Below are 14,667 nucleotides of genomic sequence, written 5' to 3' on the forward strand. Positions count from 1 at the left end.
GGCGCAGGCAGACACGCTCCGGGAGCCGGATGCAGATCCGTGCGCCCTATCTCGACCCGGTGCGTGTGGGGGAAACCTCGGGAAACCTGCGCTGCCGCTGCTGTGGGCGGCCCGACGGAGTCGTCGTGCGCTGCCTGCCCGACGGTCGCTGGTACGACGGGGTGGACGAGACGTGGCGCGACGGCCGCGGGCGCCGCGTGCCCTGGCCGGAGGCCACCGAATACGCCGCCACCACCGACATCTTGGTCAGCGTCGAGGCGCTGCGCATCACCCGCTCGGCGGTCGAGCGGGTCCGCCTGCTGTGCAACCGCTGCCGCCGGCTGGAGGGCGCCGTTCATGGCCGCGCCCGCGCCCGGATCAGCATCCTGCTGCGCCGGGCCATCGGCGACCTGTTCCTCGGCCGCTACGACGATCCCGCCGTCCTCACGGCGCTGGTCGCCCTGTACCGCAAGGACGGCTGAGCGATGATCGCGCCTCAGCCGGCGTTGTCTTCGGCCATCCCGCCGTCGAGCCGTGCCGCCAGCTCCCGCCGCGCCAGCAGTTCCGGCGCCACCGACGCCGCGGGAACCGCTGTGGGCAGGCGACCGTAGGCGCCGATGCCAAAGGCCCCGGCGTCGCCGACGATCCACTCCTCGGCCGGCGGGGACGGAGGCGGGGGCGTTTCGATCTTCCGGAACAGCGCGGCGGCGGAGGCCAGCGCGGAGGAAGCGGTGAGCGGGATGGTGGAATTCGCGCGTTCGGTCCGGCCCTGCATGGCCAGGACTTCATCGTGTGCATCGGACATCGGACTCTCCCTCACCGCGTGACGAAGGGTAACGCTGGAACTGTGGCATGGAAGTCACGCTCCGTCCAATTGCACGAACGGATGAACCGCCGCTTGGACAACAGTCCGCCCCCACCGCCGGTTCATAAGCAATTAGGGGGAATACATTCCGGGGAGGCCGCGCGACCATCCCGGCTGTTCATCCTTGCGGCACGGCAATGGGGAGTGACGGCAGACGTATGGGACGGTTCTTGCGCTGGACGGCGGCCCTGCTGCTTCTGACCGCCATGGGCGGGGCGGCGATGGTGGGAACGGGCGCGGTCACGGTTCCACCCCGCTACGCCCCCTGGGCGCCGCTGGACATCGCGGAGGCGCCGAACCTGCTGACCCGCCTCAAGCTGTCCCGGCTGGACGGCGCGCCCCGGCAGTGCCACGCCGTTCTGGGCGACGCGGGCCTGCGCTTCAGTCCGGTGACCGACCGGCAGACCGGTCCGGGCTGCGGCCTGACCGACGCGGTGCAGGTCAGCCGCTCGGCGGTGGCCTTCAACAGTGGCTTCACCGTCACCTGCCCGCTCGCCGCCGCCTGGATGCTGTTCGAGACGCACACGCTCCAGCCCGCGGCGCAGCGGCATTTCGGGCAGCGGGTGACGCGGGTGCGGCATCTGGGGAGCTACGCCTGCCGCAACGTCTACGGCCGGGCGGAGGGGCGCCGCAGCGAGCACGCCACCGCCAACGCCCTCGACATCGCCGGTTTCACTCTGGCCGACGGCACCACCATCGCCCTGCCCGGCGACTGGAGTCCGGCGGATGGACGTAAAGGCGCCTTCCTACGCGAGGTGCGCGATGGTGCCTGCGAGGTTTTCCGCGCGGTGCTGGGCCCCGACTACAACGAGGCCCACCGCGACCACTTCCACCTCGACATGGGCCCCTACCGCGTCTGCCGCTGAGCCTGCGCCGCCGGGATCAGACGCTGTGGTAGGCCAGCACCCCGTCGGCGCGCGTCTCGGTGCGCAGCTCGCCGCGCCCGACCATGTGGTTGATGTGGGCCAGCGCCTCGCCGAAGGCGAAGCTCAGCTGGTGGGAATCCAGCGCGCGGCGGAACAGCACCGGCACCAGCTCCTTGCAGCTCAGCGGCTTGGCACGGCAAGCCTCGGAGATTTGCGCGCAGCGGTCGGCGTGATGGGCCTCCAGCGCGCGGGTGCGGTGGTCCAGCCCGTAGAAGGGCAGCCTGTGACCGGACAGGACCAGCGCGTCCGCCGCCACCTCCTCCCGGATCGCCGCCAGGGACGACAGGTAGAGCCCCAGCGGGTCGGCCTTGGGCTGCATCGCCGAGACGCTGACGTTGGGGGAGATGCGCGCGATGACCTGATCGGCGGCGAGGAACAGCCGGTCGGCGGCGCAATAGAGCATCGCCTGTTCCGGCGAATGACCGCCGCCGGTCAGGATGCGCCAGTCGCGCCCGCCCAGCCGCAGGGTCTGGCCGGGGATCATCCGCTCGAAGCTGGGCGCCAGCCCGGTCGTGCGGTTCAGGTAGCTGAGGCCGCGGCCGAGCATCTGCTGGATCTCGTCGGGCGACAGGCCGCCGGTCTGGTAGAAGGTCTCCTGCGCCTCCAACGCCTGGGGGTCGCGCCCTTGTTGCAGAAGCTTGGCGTAGTAATACTCGCTCTGGGTCATGTGCAGCGGCGGGGCGAAACGCTCGTGCAGCCAGCCGGCCAGACCGACATGGTCGGGATGGAAGTGGCTGACCACCAGCCGGACGATCGGCTTGCCGCCCAGCGGGCCGCGCAGCAGACGGTCCCAGCAGTCGCGGCTGACGTCGTCGCCAAGCCCAGTGTCGAACAGCGCCCAGCCGTCCCCTTCCTCGAAGAGGTAGAGGTTGACGTGGTCCAGCGCGTAGGGCAGCGGCAGGCGCAGCCACAGCACACCCGGCGCCACCTCCCGGACCGTTCCATTGTCCGGTGCTTCGGAAAACGGATGGCGGATGAGTTCGGCGTCGTCTTTCACCCTGATGATCCTCCTGCGCTGCGGTGCCCCCAACCTCTTGGCTACCCGTTGGTTCGCGTCCGGTCAACTATCCGCAGATAGAACATTCAGACCATTGACGCACCTCGTGTTTCGTTCCATGCCCACTCCGCCGCGGGAGCATCGGGGGATTCGCGACGAATGGGCCGCGCATCGGTTAACCAAAGGGCATTGCCAAAGGAGAATACCCGGATGACCACCGCAACATTCAGGATCATCCGCCACGCCGACGGGCCGGTTTTCTTCGACGACCGGACGATCACACTCGCGGAGGCGCAGATCATCATCAACGACGCCATCGCACGGGGCGATCTGGAGGTCGGGTCCTTCCTGCGCATCGACGACGAAGAGCTGGTGATCGAACACGAGGTTGCGGGGTAGGCGGCGCGCCGCCCACCCCGACCCGTTCGAAGCCGTCAGCTCCCAGGTCAGCTTCCCAGGTTAGCTCATGGCGACAAGGCTGGCGTTGCCGCCGGCCGCCGCGGTGTTGACGCTGATCGACCGCTCGTTGAGCAGCAGGTCGAGATCGTAGCCCTCGCCCCGACCCGCCGCCAGCGCCTCGGCGGTCGCCGCCTGCACCAGCAGGATCGGGCCAGGCAGCTCCGCGACGCGCCGGTTGATGGCGGTCACGCGCTCACGGTCGCCCTCGACCAGAACCGCGGCGAGCGGCCCGACGTCCCGCCAATCGGCCGTGGTCCGCACCCGCGCGGCCAGCGCCGGGGGCAGGCCGTGCAGCAGCTCGGCCAGCTCCGGCGGGGCGTCCACCGCGGCGCTGTTGCCCGTCGCCAGGACCGCGCCGAGTTGGAGCAGCAGGCCCGTCCGCGTCTGCGGCAGCAGCAGGACACGGCCCCGCCCATGCAGTTCATAGAGGTTGCGCTCGCCCACCGGGCCGTTCAGCTCCGCCCCGCCGCCGATGGCGCTGCGCGCCGCATAGCCGGCGCAGCGCGACGCCTCCGCCGTGAAGCCCTTGGCGCGCAGCCATTCGCCGTAGGCCAGCCCGGCCCCGCGCGCCGCGTCCGGACCGCGGAACTCAAGCCAGCCCTTGGGACGGCGGCTGAGCAGGCGGGAGAGGTAGAGCGGACCGCCCGCCTTGGGTCCGGTGCCCGACAGGCCGTGGCCGCCGAAGGGCTGCACCCCGACCACCGCGCCGATGGTGTTGCGGTTGACGTAGACGTTGCCCGCGCCGATCCGCCCGGTGACCCGCTCGATGGTCGCATCGATGCGGGTGTGCAGGCCAAAGGTCAGGCCGTAGCCGGTGGCGTTGATGGCGTCGACCAGCGCGTCCAGATCGTCGCGATGGAAGCGGACGACGTGGAGGACCGGGCCGAAGACCTCCCGCTCAAGCTCATGGATGCCGCCGATTTCGATCACGGTCGGGGCGACGAAGGTGCCGTCCGCCGTCTCGGCGGGCAGCGGCAGGAACTCCACATTGCGGCCTTTGGCGCGCATCGCCTCGATATGGCCGGCGATGGTGGCGCGGGCCTCCTCGCTGATGACCGGACCGACATCGACGGCCAGCCGGTCCGGGTTGCCGATGCGCAGTTCCCGCATGGCGCCCTTCAGCATGGCGAGCGTGCGGTCGGCCACGTCCTCCTGCAGGCAGAGGATGCGCAGGGCGGAGCAGCGCTGGCCGGCGCTGTCGAAGGCGGACGCGATCACGTCGCCGACCACCTGTTCGGCCAGCGCGGAGCTGTCCACGATCATGGCGTTCTGGCCGCCGGTCTCAGCGATCAGCGGGATCGGCGCGCCGTCCGGCAGCAGGCGCCCGGCGAGCTGGCGCTGGATCAGCCGCGCCACCTCGGTGGAGCCGGTGAACATCACGCCGCGCACCGCCTCGTGCCCGACCAGGGCGGCGCCGACCTCGCCCGCGCCGGGGAGAAGCTGGAGCGCCCCGGCGGGGATGCCCGCCGCGTGCAGGATGCGCACGGCCTCGGCGGCGATCAGGGGGGTTTCCTCGGCCGGCTTCGCCAACACCGGGTTGCCGGCGGCCAGCGCCGCGGCGATCTGGCCGGAGAAGATGGCGAGCGGGAAATTCCACGGGCTGATGCAGACCACCGGCCCCAGCGGGCGGTGGGTGGCGTTGTCGAAACGGTCGCGCGCCTGCGCCCCGTAATAGCGCAGGAAGTCGATGGCCTCCCGCACCTCGGCGATGGCGTTGGGCAGCGACTTGCCGGCCTCGCGGACGATCAGGCCGAGCAGGGTCGGCATCCGCTCCTGCATGGTGTCGGCGGCGCGGAACAGGCAGGCGGCGCGCTCCTCCGGCGGGGTGGCGGCCCAGGCGGACGCCGCCGCGACGGCGTGGCCGAAGGCCTCCGCCACCAGGGCCTCGCTCGCCTCGGTCACCGAGCCCACCACGTCGCGGCGATCGGCCGGGTTGCGCACCGGCTGGGCCTGCCCCGCCCGCTCGCCGTCCGCCAGCAGCGGCGCGGCGGTCCAGGTCATTTCGGCGCTGGCCGACAGGGCGGCGGACAGGCGGGCCAGCTCCGTCTCGTCGGACAGGTCGATGCCGGCGGAATTCGCCCGCTCCGGCGCGTAGAGGTTTCGCGGCAGGGCGATCAGCGCGTGCGGCGCGCCCGTCGGGGCGATGGCCCTGGCGACCGCCACCGGGTCGGCGACCAGCTCATCGACCGGGACTGCCGGATCGGCGATGCGGTTGACGAAGGAGCTGTTGGCCCCGTTCTCCAGCAGGCGGCGGACCAGATAGGCCAGCAGCGTCTCGTGCGTGCCGACCGGCGCGTAGATGCGGCAGGGCCGCTTCAGCGGGCCGACGACCTCCTTGTAGAGCGGCTCACCCATGCCGTGCAGGCACTGGAACTCGTACTTGCCGACCTGGAAGTCGCTGCCGGACATCTCATAGATGGTGGCGAGCGTCTGGGCGTTGTGGGTGGCGAACTGCGGGAACACCGCCTCCGGGGCGGCAAGCAGCTTGCGGGCGCAGGCGACGTAGGAGACGTCGGTGTAGACCTTGCGCGTGTAGACCGGGAAGTCGGGCAGCCCGTCGAGCTGGGCGCGCTTGATCTCGCTGTCCCAATAGGCGCCTTTGACCAGACGGATCATCAGCCGGTGGCCGCTGCGCCGCGCCAGATCGATCAGGAAGTCGATGACGTAGGGGCAGCGCTTGCCGTAGGCCTGGACGACGAAGCCGATGCCGTTCCAGCCCGCCAGATCCGGATCGAAGCACAGCGATTCCATCAGGTCGAGCGACAGCTCCAGCCGGTCGGCCTCCTCGGCGTCGATGTTCAGGCCGATGTCGTAGCCCTTGGCGAGCAGCGCCAGCGCCTTCACGCGCGGCAGCAGCTCGTCCATCACCCGGTCGGCCTGGGCGCGCGAATAGCGCGGGTGGATCGCCGACAGCTTGATGGAGATGCCCGGCCCCTCATAGACGCCGCGCCCCGCCGACGCCTTGCCGATGGCGTGGATGGCGTTCACATAGTCGGCGTAGTAGCGCGCGGCGTCCTCCGCCGTCAGCGCCGCCTCGCCCAGCATGTCGTAGGAATAGCGGAAGCCCTCGGCCTCCATCGGGCGGGCGTTGGTCAGCGCCTCCTGGATGGTCTGGCCGGTGACGAACTGCTCGCCCATCATGCGCATGGCGAAATCGACGCCGCGGCGGATCAGCGGTTCGCCGCCGCGCGCGATCAGGCGCGTCAGGGCGGAGGACAGCGCCGGCTCGCCGCCCGCCGAGGTCAGCTTGCCGGTGATCAGCAGGCCCCAGGTGGCGGCGTTGACGAACATCGAGCCGCCCTTGCCGAGATGGGCCTGCCAGTCGCCCCCGGCGATCTTGTCACGGATCAGCGCATCGCGCGTGGCGTGGTCGGGGATGCGCAGCAGCGCCTCCGCCAGACACATCAGCGCCATGCCTTCCTGGCTGGACAGGCTGTATTCGTGGATCAGCCCTTCGACGCCGCGTCCCCGCGGCTTGGCGCGCAGGGCGGTGATCAGCTTGCGGGCGGTGGCCGCCGCCGCGGTGACGATGCCCGGCGGCAGCGACGCCTGCTCGAACAGGAAGGGCAGGCATTCCGGCTCGGGCCGGCGGTAGGCGGCGGTGATCGCGGCACGCAGTTCGGTCGCCGGGCGGATCGGCGGCGCGAAGTCCGCGAAGGGCGCCACGCCGCCGGGGGCGGCGGACGGGGGGGCGGTCCGGGTGTCGGCCCGGGTGGCGGTCGGGTTGGTCATGCTGTTCATCGGTGTCGTCCGCTCGAATCCGCAGGCCGGGGGCGAGCCGGTCCCTGATGGTGAAAAGGGGTGTGCTTCTCAGGCTTTCGGGTCAGGCTTTCGGGCCGGTTCCGCCCAGTTCGGCGGCACGCTGGGCCGCCGCGCGCAGGGTCGCGTTCAACAGACTCTGGAGGTGGTCATCGGCCATCAGCTTGGAAAGGCCAGCCGCCGTGGTCCCGCCGGGCGAGGTCACGCCGGCGCGAAGCTCGGCCGCCGGCTGGCCGGTGGCGCCCATCAGCGCCCCCGCCCCCTCGACCGTGGCGCGGGCCAGCCGCTCCGACACGTCGGCGGGCAACCCGACCTCCACCCCGGCGCGGGTCAAACACTCCACGAGGTAGAAAACATAGGCGGGGCCGGAGCCGGACAGCGCCGTGGCGGCGTCGACCAGAGCCTCGTCGGCCAGCCACTCCAGGCTCCCGACCGCGGTCAGCAGGGACGCGGCGCGCTCCTTCCGATCGGCCGGGCAGCCCGCCTCGGCCACCGCGACGGTGGCGCCGCGCCCGACCGCCGCCGGAAGGTTCGGCATCGCCCGCACCACGCTGCCCGCCGCCGGGAACAGGCGGCGCAGGTCGGCCAGCGTCTTGCCCGCCATAATCGAGAGCACCAGCGTGTGCGGCGCCAGAGTCGCCTGCACGCCCGCGGCGGCACTCTCCACCATCTGCGGCTTGACCGCGACCACGAGGGTATCAACTGGGGCGGCATCGACCGCGGCGCTATCCGCCGGATTCACGCGGACGCCAGTCCGCGCGGCCAGTTCGACCAGATCCGGTGCGGGGCTGGGATCGGCGACCGAGATGGCGGAGGCCGGCACGCCCTGCGCCAGCCAGCCGCGCAGCATGGCGCCGCCCATGCGTCCGGCACCCAGCAGAAGGATCGTGCCGCCGCCCGGCGCCGATCCGGCGCCATCCGCAGCATTGGGGCCAATGTCGAAGGTCACGGTGTCTCTCACCCGATCCAATTCGTCTTTTCAAAGCCGCAGCGTCCGCTTTGTTTTGCTTGTTCCACTGCGGCATCCGCAGACTATCGCGGAGTTCGCCGTGCCTCCACGGTTGTTTTTGCCTTTTGGCCGCGATATCAACGGATATAGATGGCATGGAGCGCAGAAATGACGGAGCTTGACCGGACCGACCGGCGCATCCTGGCGATTTTGCAGATGGACGGGCGGATTTCCGCCGTGGATCTGGCGGAGCGGGTCGGCTTGTCGCCCACGACCGCTGGCGAGAGGATGCGGCGGTTGCTGAAGGACGGCTATGTGACGGGATTCACGGCGCGGCTCGATCCGCACCGGCTGGGCTTCGGCCTGATGGTGTTCGTCGAGGTGCTGCTCGACAAGACGACGCCCGACGTGTTCGACCGCTTCGCCCAGGCCATCCGACACGCGCCGGAGGTCCTGGAGTGCCACATGGTGGCCGGCGGATTCGACTATCTGGTGAAGACGCGGGTGGCCGACATGGCGGCCTACCGGCGGTTCCTCGGGGATGTGCTGCTGTCGTTGCCCGGCGTCCGGGAAACCCGAACCTACGCGGTGATGGAGGAGGTCAAGAACGACGGCCCCCTCCCCCTCTGACTCACTTCATGTAAGGGGTCCGGTCAGGACACCCGAACGGGAGCCACCGGGCGGCGGGCCGGAAGAATGACCCGCACCGTGGCGTGCAGCGTGGCCATGCCCAGCACCGACAGCGCGGTCAGGAAGCCGGTCAGCAGAAGCGCCAGCACCAGAAAGACCATCGTCTCCATGTCATCTCTCCTTGCAATGCATGGAGGGAAGGCTACGCCCGGACCGGCTCCGGCGGATTGACCCGAGTCAATGGATGGTCTGATTCCGGAGACATCCCCTTTATTGTCCGCATCGCTGCCATCGTTGGCTGCGCACCGCTCTTCCCGGCATCGCCGCTGCGATGGGTATCGACAAGGCATTTCCCACCGGTTGTGACGCTGAATCACCCCGCCACCGGGGCGGATCGGCCTCACTGTGACCTGGATGTCACGCATTTGAGATTTATTATCCTAAAATCGTCCCATTTAAGGCCACAGCGAAGTGGGTAGTCTTAAGGGGTAAGCCAAAAGGCGAAAGCGCTAACCGAAAGGATGGGGACGCACCGACCGCGTGCCGGCCCCGCTGGCCACCAATCGCGGTGGCGCCCCCGCAAGGAAGAGAGTGCAGACCATGGACGATCTGGGTATCGACCTTCACCACCAGGATCTGACCGACCACACCAACTACGCTGGCGATCTCGGCGCCGACACGTCGCATCTGACCATCAGCGAGACCCCTGTGTCCACCGCCGATCCGTTCGCGACGCCGGCCAGCCTCCTCCAGGCGCAGGCTCTGCAGACCGCGCAGCCGCTGGCCCTGGCCGACGCCGCCGCGACCGCCGACAACGCCACGAAGATCGTCATCAACGCCGCCGGCAATGTGGCGGGTGGTGTCGCCCCGCACTTCAAGGTGATGGTGGACGGCAAGGTCATCGGCGAAGGCTCCGCCGGCACCGATGCCAAGGACTTCACCTTCAACGCCAACGTCACGGCGGATCAGGCCCACAAGATCCAGATCCAGTACGACAACGACGGCTTCGTGAACGGCCAGGACCGCAACCTTATCGTCAACAAGATCACCATCAACGGCCATGCGCTCGACGCGGCCGACCCGTCGGTGACCTACGACAAGGGCGCGCTGGACGGCAAGGATGTGGTGAAGGGCCAGTCCGGCATGTGGTGGAACGGCACGCTGGTCGTCGCCGCGCCCAAGGACTTCTTCCCCGCGGCGACCGCCGAGGCGGTGACCGGCGCCACGAAGATCGTCGTCAACGCCGCCGGCAACGTGGCGGGCGGCGTCTCCCCGCACTTCAAGGTGATGGTGGACGGCAAGGTCATCGGCGAGGGCTCCGCCGGCACCACCGCCAAGGACTACAGCTTCACCGCCGACATCGCGCCCGGTCAGGCCCACAAGGTCCAGATCCAGTACGACAACGACGGCTTCGTGAACGGCCAGGACCGCAACCTGATCGTCAACAAGATCACCATCAACGGCAACGCGGTCAACCCGACCGACGCCTCGGTGACCTACGACAAGGGCGCGCTGGACGGCAAGGACGTGGTGAAGGGCCAGTCCGGCATGTGGTGGAACGGCACGCTGGTCGTCGCCGCGCCCAAGGACTTCTTCCCCTCCTCGACCACGACGCCCACCACACCGACGACGCCCACCACCCCCACGACTCCGACCACGCCGACCACGCCGACGGCCCCGCCCGCGCCGTCGAACCCGGGCGGCGGCACGTCGGATTATCCGGCGACCCCGGCCTCGCAGGTCTTCTACATCGACGCGACGCACGGCAACGACAGCAACTCCGGCCATGACCCGAACCAGGCCTGGAAGTCGCTGGCCAAGGTGAACGCCACCAACTTCGCCGCCGGCTCGCTGGTCCTGTTCGAGCGCGGCGAGACCTGGACCGACAGCCTGCTGGTCTCGACCTCCGGCACCTCCGACAAGCCGATCATCTACGGCGCCTACGGCACCGGCGCCGACCCGATCATCAAGGCCAAGAGCGGCGCCAGCTTCGCCGTCAGCCTGAACAACAAGGACAACATCACGTTCGACAACCTGACGATGACGGGTTCGAACGACACCGGCCTGCTGCTCAACGGCGGCGCCAACAACGTGAAGGTCACCAACTCCCAGATCATCGACAACCGCGGTTCGGGCGTGGTGATCAGCGGGACCTCCAACAACCTGCGCATCGATCATTCGACGATCGACGGCAACGGTGGCTACGGCCTCGTCCACTACTCCGCCGACAACGCCAACCAGTACTTCACCAACAACATCATCAGCGACAACGGCTGGCGGACCGATGCGGTGTATTCGGGCTGGAACGGCCGCATCCTGAGCGGCGAGATCGCCGGCAACACGATCTTCAACAACGGCAGCGGCGGCGGCGACGGCCGGTCGCACGGCCTGTACCACGACCACAGCCAGGCCAACAGCACGCTGAAGATCCACGACAACGTGATCTACTCGAACCCGCGCGGCGCCGGCATCCTCGCCAAGTCGAGCACCGAGATCTACAACAACACGATCTACGGCAACTCGAACGTCGGCATCTCCCTCGGCCAGAACCAGACCACCAACGTCACCTACAAGATCTACGGCAACGAGATCTTCAACAACAACGGCGGCATTCTGGAGCACCTGAAGGGCAGCGGGTCGATCACGCTGAGCCTGTACGACAACACCTTCTACAACAACAACGGCCGTGCAGCGATCAACATCGCCGACAGCATCAAGCAGACGGTGACCAACAACACCATCTCCTCGGTCTCCAAGGCCAACCCGATCATCTGACGATCGGGGGTTCCAACCCTTCGGCAACGTCCGCGCCCGGCCCCTTGTGGCCGGGCGTTGGCGTTTAAAGGCGGCGTTTCAGGGCAGTGTTTCGGGACGGCGTTTCGGGCTTCCGCTCACGACACAAAACGGCAATAATCGAAAGCACAGCCCGCCCGGCGATGTCGCCCCGGTCGCTATTTCTTGTGCATTGCACAATAAGATGCGCCTTACCCGAGTGATGAAGAGCGGCCTCCATCCCTCATCGCCGGTTTTTCATGACGATCAGCCGTTATTTCTGCTCAGTGCGCGCGGCATCCCCCGCTTTCTCCCGAATCCACCAAAGTGGCAGACGGCTTTCCCTTTGGGACGCTGCGAAGGGGATATTTATCTTGCACTTTATGTAGGTTTACCCGCCTTCCGCCCTTTGATAGCGTCCACAGACCTATTCCGTGCCTATGCGTGCATCGGCACCGGCCGATACGACGGCCAGGGGTGTCCTAGTCCGGGATGCGGACCGGAGGAAGACCCCGACAGAACCGACCAGGAAAGGGACGAGACAGGGCAAAAAAGGCACTGACAACGACGACAAGGACGGGACGGCTGGCGCCGCACAAGCGCCCAACCGACGGCCACGGGGAAGGAACGCCGAAACCGCTTCCGCGCGCGTGCCGCGGGAGCGGGGCTCAGGGCGGCACGCACACGCCTCCATTCCCAGGGCCGCGGTGTCCGTGGTCATGGCCATCGCGCGTCGCTCTTCGCGGGCGGCGCGCGATGGCCGGACCACCGGTCGCCGTCCGCGTCGCCACGACAAGAGGGGTGGAGACCAGGTATGAATCACGTGAGCGGACCGAGGGACGGTCGGGACACTCAATCGATCAGCGTGCTTATAGCCACCTACGCCGGCGAGAAGGCGGACAACCTTCAGGCCGCGCTGGAGAGCGTCTATACGCAGACGCTTCTCCCGCGCGAATGCGTGCTGGTGGTGGACGGACGGATCGGGGAGGAACAGGAGAAGGTCATCGCCCGCTATCAGGCGTCCAACGCCTGCCGGCTCGTGGTGGTGCGACGGCGCAACCAGGGGGGCTTGGCCCGTGCGCTGAACGATGGGCTGCAATATTGCACGGGCTATCTGGTGGCCCGCATGGACAGCGACGACATCTGCCTGCCCCACCGCTTCGAGACGCAGGCGCGCGCCTTCGCCGAGCAGGGGTCGCTGGACGCGTCCTTCTCCTGGCATGCGGAGTTCGAACAGGACCCCGGCGCCATCACCTGCGTGAAGCGCAGCCCGGAGACCCATGAGGAAATCAGCCAGGGCATGAAGTGGCACTGCGTCCTGTCGCACCCCACCATGATGGTGCGGCGGCGGGCGCTGAACGCCATCGGCGGCTACCGCTCCTGCTTCGGCAATCTGGAGGACTACGACCTCTATGTCCGCCTGCTTCAGGCCGGGGCGCGGATGGAGACGGTGCAGGAGGCGCTGCTCCTCTTCCGCACCAGCATGGCCCAGCGCGTCCGGCGCGGCGGGTTGCGCTACGCCGTCAACGAATGGGCCTTCCGGGTGTGGTGCTGGCGGTCGGGATTCCTGACCAACTCGGAATTCCTGGCGACGGCCTCGCTTCAGATCGGCTTCCGGCTGACGCCGCCGGGCCTGAAGAGGATGCTGTACCGCTTGGTCCGCACGCCGACCGAGGCGCAGGCCATGGCCCGAATCCACAGCGCCATGATGCAGCCCAAGCGCCTCGCCCCCGACGGCGCGGACGCCCTCTGACCCTCTGCCCTCTGACCCTTCCGCGGGAGGACATGAATGAGCGTTGCCGACGTGATTTCCGGTGGCGGGTTGGGCCGGCGGCTCCGGTGGACGGACGCGCTGCGCAACCCGCTGGGGACCGCCTGCCATCACGCCTACGGCAGCCCGGTGCTGGCCGTCGTCTACCACGCCGTCTGCGACACGGTGCCGGACCATCTGAAGCATATCTACCGGCCCCGCACGCCCAAGGAGTTCACGGAGGATCTCGACTTCCTCCTGAAGCACTTCGAGCCGACGGACCTGCCCACGGTCACCGGGGCGGCCCTGGGCGGGCCAGAGATCCGCCGCCCGTCGCTGCTGGTCACCTTCGACGACGGCATGCGCGAGGTCGCGGAGGTGGCAATGCCCATCCTGCGCCGCAAGGGCATCCGTCCGGCGCTGTACCTCAACCTGAACTTCCTCGACAACAGGACGCTGTTCTACCGGCACAAGGCGAGCCTTCTGGCGGAGCGGCTGAGCCGGCTGGCGGAGGCCGATCCCCGCCGCGCCGTCTGCGCCGCCACCCTGGCGCGGGCGGGCGCCGTCGCCGCCGACCCCGCCGCGGGCGTCATGAAGGTGAGCTGGCACCAGCGCGCCGTGCTGGACGAGATTGCCACCGTGCTGGAGTTCGACACGGCCGGCTTCCTGGCGGACGAGAAGCCCTATCTGACCCGCGACGAGATCGCCGACCTGATGGCGGAGGGGGTGTCGATCGGCGCCCACGGTTTCGACCATCCCAACCACCGCCTGTTGACGCCGGAGCAGCGGAAGGAGGAGGTGACGGGCAGCGTCGCCGGCATCCGGGAGCTGTTCGGCCCGGGCTGCGGCTCCTTCGCCTTCCCCTATTCGGACGAGGGCCTGCCCGAGGCGCTGTTCGGGGAACTGTACGGCGATGGGGTCGACGTCACTTTCGGCACCTCATGGCCGCGCCGTGGCGGTCCGCAACGGCGGATTCAGCGGATCTGCTTCGAGAACGGTCCGGCGCCCGCGAAGCAGCAGCTGGTCAAGCGCCTGCTGCGCGGCGGTGCCGGCAACATGAAGCGCGCCCTGGCCGGATGAACGGTCTGGCCGAATAAGCGGTCCGACCTATGGAAGGCTCCCTCCTCCGCCATGGGGAGGGAGTTCTTGCCGTTGGCATAGGCATTACGAAAGAACACCACTCAGCAATTCCAAAGAGAATGCCTATTCCTCCCTTTGGAATGCCCCCTTATCGTAGCCTGATCGCTTAAGCGTGATCCCTTTTCATTTCCCTTTATTTGTCCGCGATGTAACACAAAATACCGCAACAGGGACACGTTGCGGTTTTAATCGCCGGCCCTTCCGCTTATCAGGCCCCCCGCGAGGAGATCGCTATGATCGAGCAAGCCACGCCGGCCAGCACGAACCTGCTTGTTGGGGTTGCGGACGTCCTTCCGACGGACGCCGCTCCGAAGGCGACGGACCGCGCCGCTCCCCCCATGCTCGATCTTCAGCGGGCGGGATGGGCCTTGCTGTGCACCGGCTGCGCGTTGGCGGCCTGGGGCCTCGCCTACGCGCTGATCCGCGTCGCCGTGTAAGGCC

13 protein-coding genes are annotated in these 14,667 nt (G+C 68.6%); 8 read left to right on the plus strand and 5 right to left on the minus strand.

Annotated features, from left to right (window positions below; translation table 11 throughout):
* Nucleotides 1–29 precede the first annotated feature (29 nt).
* Nucleotides 30–461, plus strand: a complete 432-nt coding sequence (locus ABAZ39_RS26395; protein WP_051658565.1) for a hypothetical protein — start codon at nucleotides 30–32, stop codon at nucleotides 459–461.
* A gap of 14 nt (nucleotides 462–475) precedes the next feature.
* On the opposite strand, the gene ABAZ39_RS26400 is transcribed toward ABAZ39_RS26395, so the two are convergent.
* The gene (locus ABAZ39_RS26400) at nucleotides 476–784 is read right to left on the minus strand and encodes a hypothetical protein (RefSeq protein ID WP_040137061.1); all 309 of its coding nucleotides are present in this window, start codon (nucleotides 782–784) and stop codon (nucleotides 476–478) included.
* 218 nt (nucleotides 785–1,002) lie between these two features.
* Between ABAZ39_RS26400 and ABAZ39_RS26405 the strand changes: the two genes are divergently transcribed.
* Nucleotides 1,003–1,710, plus strand: a complete 708-nt coding sequence (locus ABAZ39_RS26405) for an extensin-like domain-containing protein (protein ID WP_040137063.1) — start codon at nucleotides 1,003–1,005, stop codon at nucleotides 1,708–1,710.
* Between the two features lie 16 nt (nucleotides 1,711–1,726).
* Here the strand turns inward: ABAZ39_RS26405 and ABAZ39_RS26410 are convergent, their stop codons facing one another.
* A complete protein-coding gene (locus ABAZ39_RS26410) occupies nucleotides 1,727–2,767 on the minus strand; it encodes an MBL fold metallo-hydrolase (protein WP_051658566.1) in 1,041 nt (346 codons plus the stop codon).
* 210 nt (nucleotides 2,768–2,977) lie between these two features.
* On the opposite strand from ABAZ39_RS26410, the gene ABAZ39_RS26415 reads away from it, so the two are divergent.
* Complete coding sequence (locus ABAZ39_RS26415; protein ID WP_040137066.1) at nucleotides 2,978–3,166, plus strand: hypothetical protein; 189 nt, start codon at nucleotides 2,978–2,980, stop codon at nucleotides 3,164–3,166.
* A 60-nt stretch (nucleotides 3,167–3,226) separates the two neighbouring features.
* Here the strand turns inward: ABAZ39_RS26415 and putA are convergent, their stop codons facing one another.
* Together putA and proC are read right to left on the minus strand one after the other, a co-directional pair.
* Nucleotides 3,227–6,967, minus strand: coding sequence for a trifunctional transcriptional regulator/proline dehydrogenase/L-glutamate gamma-semialdehyde dehydrogenase (putA, locus tag ABAZ39_RS26420; protein WP_040137068.1), 3,741 nt, complete (start codon nucleotides 6,965–6,967; stop codon nucleotides 3,227–3,229).
* An 82-nt stretch (nucleotides 6,968–7,049) separates the two neighbouring features.
* A complete protein-coding gene (gene proC / locus ABAZ39_RS26425; protein WP_247881768.1) occupies nucleotides 7,050–7,847 on the minus strand; it encodes a pyrroline-5-carboxylate reductase in 798 nt (265 codons plus the stop codon).
* A gap of 255 nt (nucleotides 7,848–8,102) precedes the next feature.
* Here proC and ABAZ39_RS26430 point away from each other — a divergent pair, with 255 nt between their 5' ends.
* Entirely contained in the window at nucleotides 8,103–8,564 is a 462-nt protein-coding gene (locus tag ABAZ39_RS26430) for an Lrp/AsnC ligand binding domain-containing protein (protein WP_014242014.1), read from the plus strand.
* A gap of 23 nt (nucleotides 8,565–8,587) precedes the next feature.
* Here the strand turns inward: ABAZ39_RS26430 and ABAZ39_RS36285 are convergent, their stop codons facing one another.
* A complete protein-coding gene (locus tag ABAZ39_RS36285; RefSeq protein WP_014242013.1) occupies nucleotides 8,588–8,734 on the minus strand; it encodes a hypothetical protein in 147 nt (48 codons plus the stop codon).
* Nucleotides 8,735–9,164: 430 nt separating this feature from the next.
* Between ABAZ39_RS36285 and ABAZ39_RS33455 the strand changes: the two genes are divergently transcribed.
* From ABAZ39_RS33455 to ABAZ39_RS26450, 4 genes are all read left to right on the plus strand, one after another.
* Nucleotides 9,165–11,339: a carbohydrate-binding domain-containing protein gene (locus tag ABAZ39_RS33455; protein WP_051658567.1), complete on the plus strand. Its 2,175-nt coding sequence runs from the start codon at nucleotides 9,165–9,167 to the stop codon at nucleotides 11,337–11,339.
* 862 nt (nucleotides 11,340–12,201) lie between these two features.
* The gene (locus ABAZ39_RS26440) at nucleotides 12,202–13,089 is read left to right on the plus strand and encodes a glycosyltransferase (RefSeq protein WP_051658568.1); all 888 of its coding nucleotides are present in this window, start codon (nucleotides 12,202–12,204) and stop codon (nucleotides 13,087–13,089) included.
* 36 nt (nucleotides 13,090–13,125) lie between these two features.
* A complete protein-coding gene (locus ABAZ39_RS26445; RefSeq protein ID WP_040137072.1) occupies nucleotides 13,126–14,166 on the plus strand; it encodes a polysaccharide deacetylase family protein in 1,041 nt (346 codons plus the stop codon).
* Nucleotides 14,167–14,459: 293 nt separating this feature from the next.
* Nucleotides 14,460–14,663, plus strand: coding sequence for a hypothetical protein (locus tag ABAZ39_RS26450; protein WP_040137074.1), 204 nt, complete (start codon nucleotides 14,460–14,462; stop codon nucleotides 14,661–14,663).
* Nucleotides 14,664–14,667 lie beyond the last annotated feature (4 nt).

Source organism: Azospirillum argentinense (assembly GCF_000632475.1).
In the GTDB taxonomy this organism is placed as follows: Bacteria; Pseudomonadota; Alphaproteobacteria; order Azospirillales; family Azospirillaceae; genus Azospirillum; species Azospirillum baldaniorum.

What these genes read in the sequence shown, in the direction of transcription:
- ABAZ39_RS26395 (WP_051658565.1), top strand. Translation starts at nt 30, where the DNA reads ATGCAGATCCGTGCGCCCTATCTCGACCCGGTGCGTGTGGGGGAAACC.
- ABAZ39_RS26400 (WP_040137061.1), bottom strand. Translation starts at nt 784, where the DNA reads ATGTCCGATGCACACGATGAAGTCCTGGCCATGCAGGGCCGGACCGAA.
- ABAZ39_RS26405 (WP_040137063.1), top strand. Translation starts at nt 1,003, where the DNA reads ATGGGACGGTTCTTGCGCTGGACGGCGGCCCTGCTGCTTCTGACCGCC.
- ABAZ39_RS26415 (WP_040137066.1), top strand. Translation starts at nt 2,978, where the DNA reads ATGACCACCGCAACATTCAGGATCATCCGCCACGCCGACGGGCCGGTT.
- putA (WP_040137068.1), bottom strand. Translation starts at nt 6,967, where the DNA reads ATGAACAGCATGACCAACCCGACCGCCACCCGGGCCGACACCCGGACC.
- proC (WP_247881768.1), bottom strand. Translation starts at nt 7,847, where the DNA reads ATGGGCGGCGCCATGCTGCGCGGCTGGCTGGCGCAGGGCGTGCCGGCC.
- ABAZ39_RS26430 (WP_014242014.1), top strand. Translation starts at nt 8,103, where the DNA reads ATGACGGAGCTTGACCGGACCGACCGGCGCATCCTGGCGATTTTGCAG.
- ABAZ39_RS36285 (WP_014242013.1), bottom strand. Translation starts at nt 8,734, where the DNA reads ATGGAGACGATGGTCTTTCTGGTGCTGGCGCTTCTGCTGACCGGCTTC.
- ABAZ39_RS33455 (WP_051658567.1), top strand. Translation starts at nt 9,165, where the DNA reads ATGGACGATCTGGGTATCGACCTTCACCACCAGGATCTGACCGACCAC.
- ABAZ39_RS26445 (WP_040137072.1), top strand. Translation starts at nt 13,126, where the DNA reads ATGAGCGTTGCCGACGTGATTTCCGGTGGCGGGTTGGGCCGGCGGCTC.
- ABAZ39_RS26450 (WP_040137074.1), top strand. Translation starts at nt 14,460, where the DNA reads ATGATCGAGCAAGCCACGCCGGCCAGCACGAACCTGCTTGTTGGGGTT.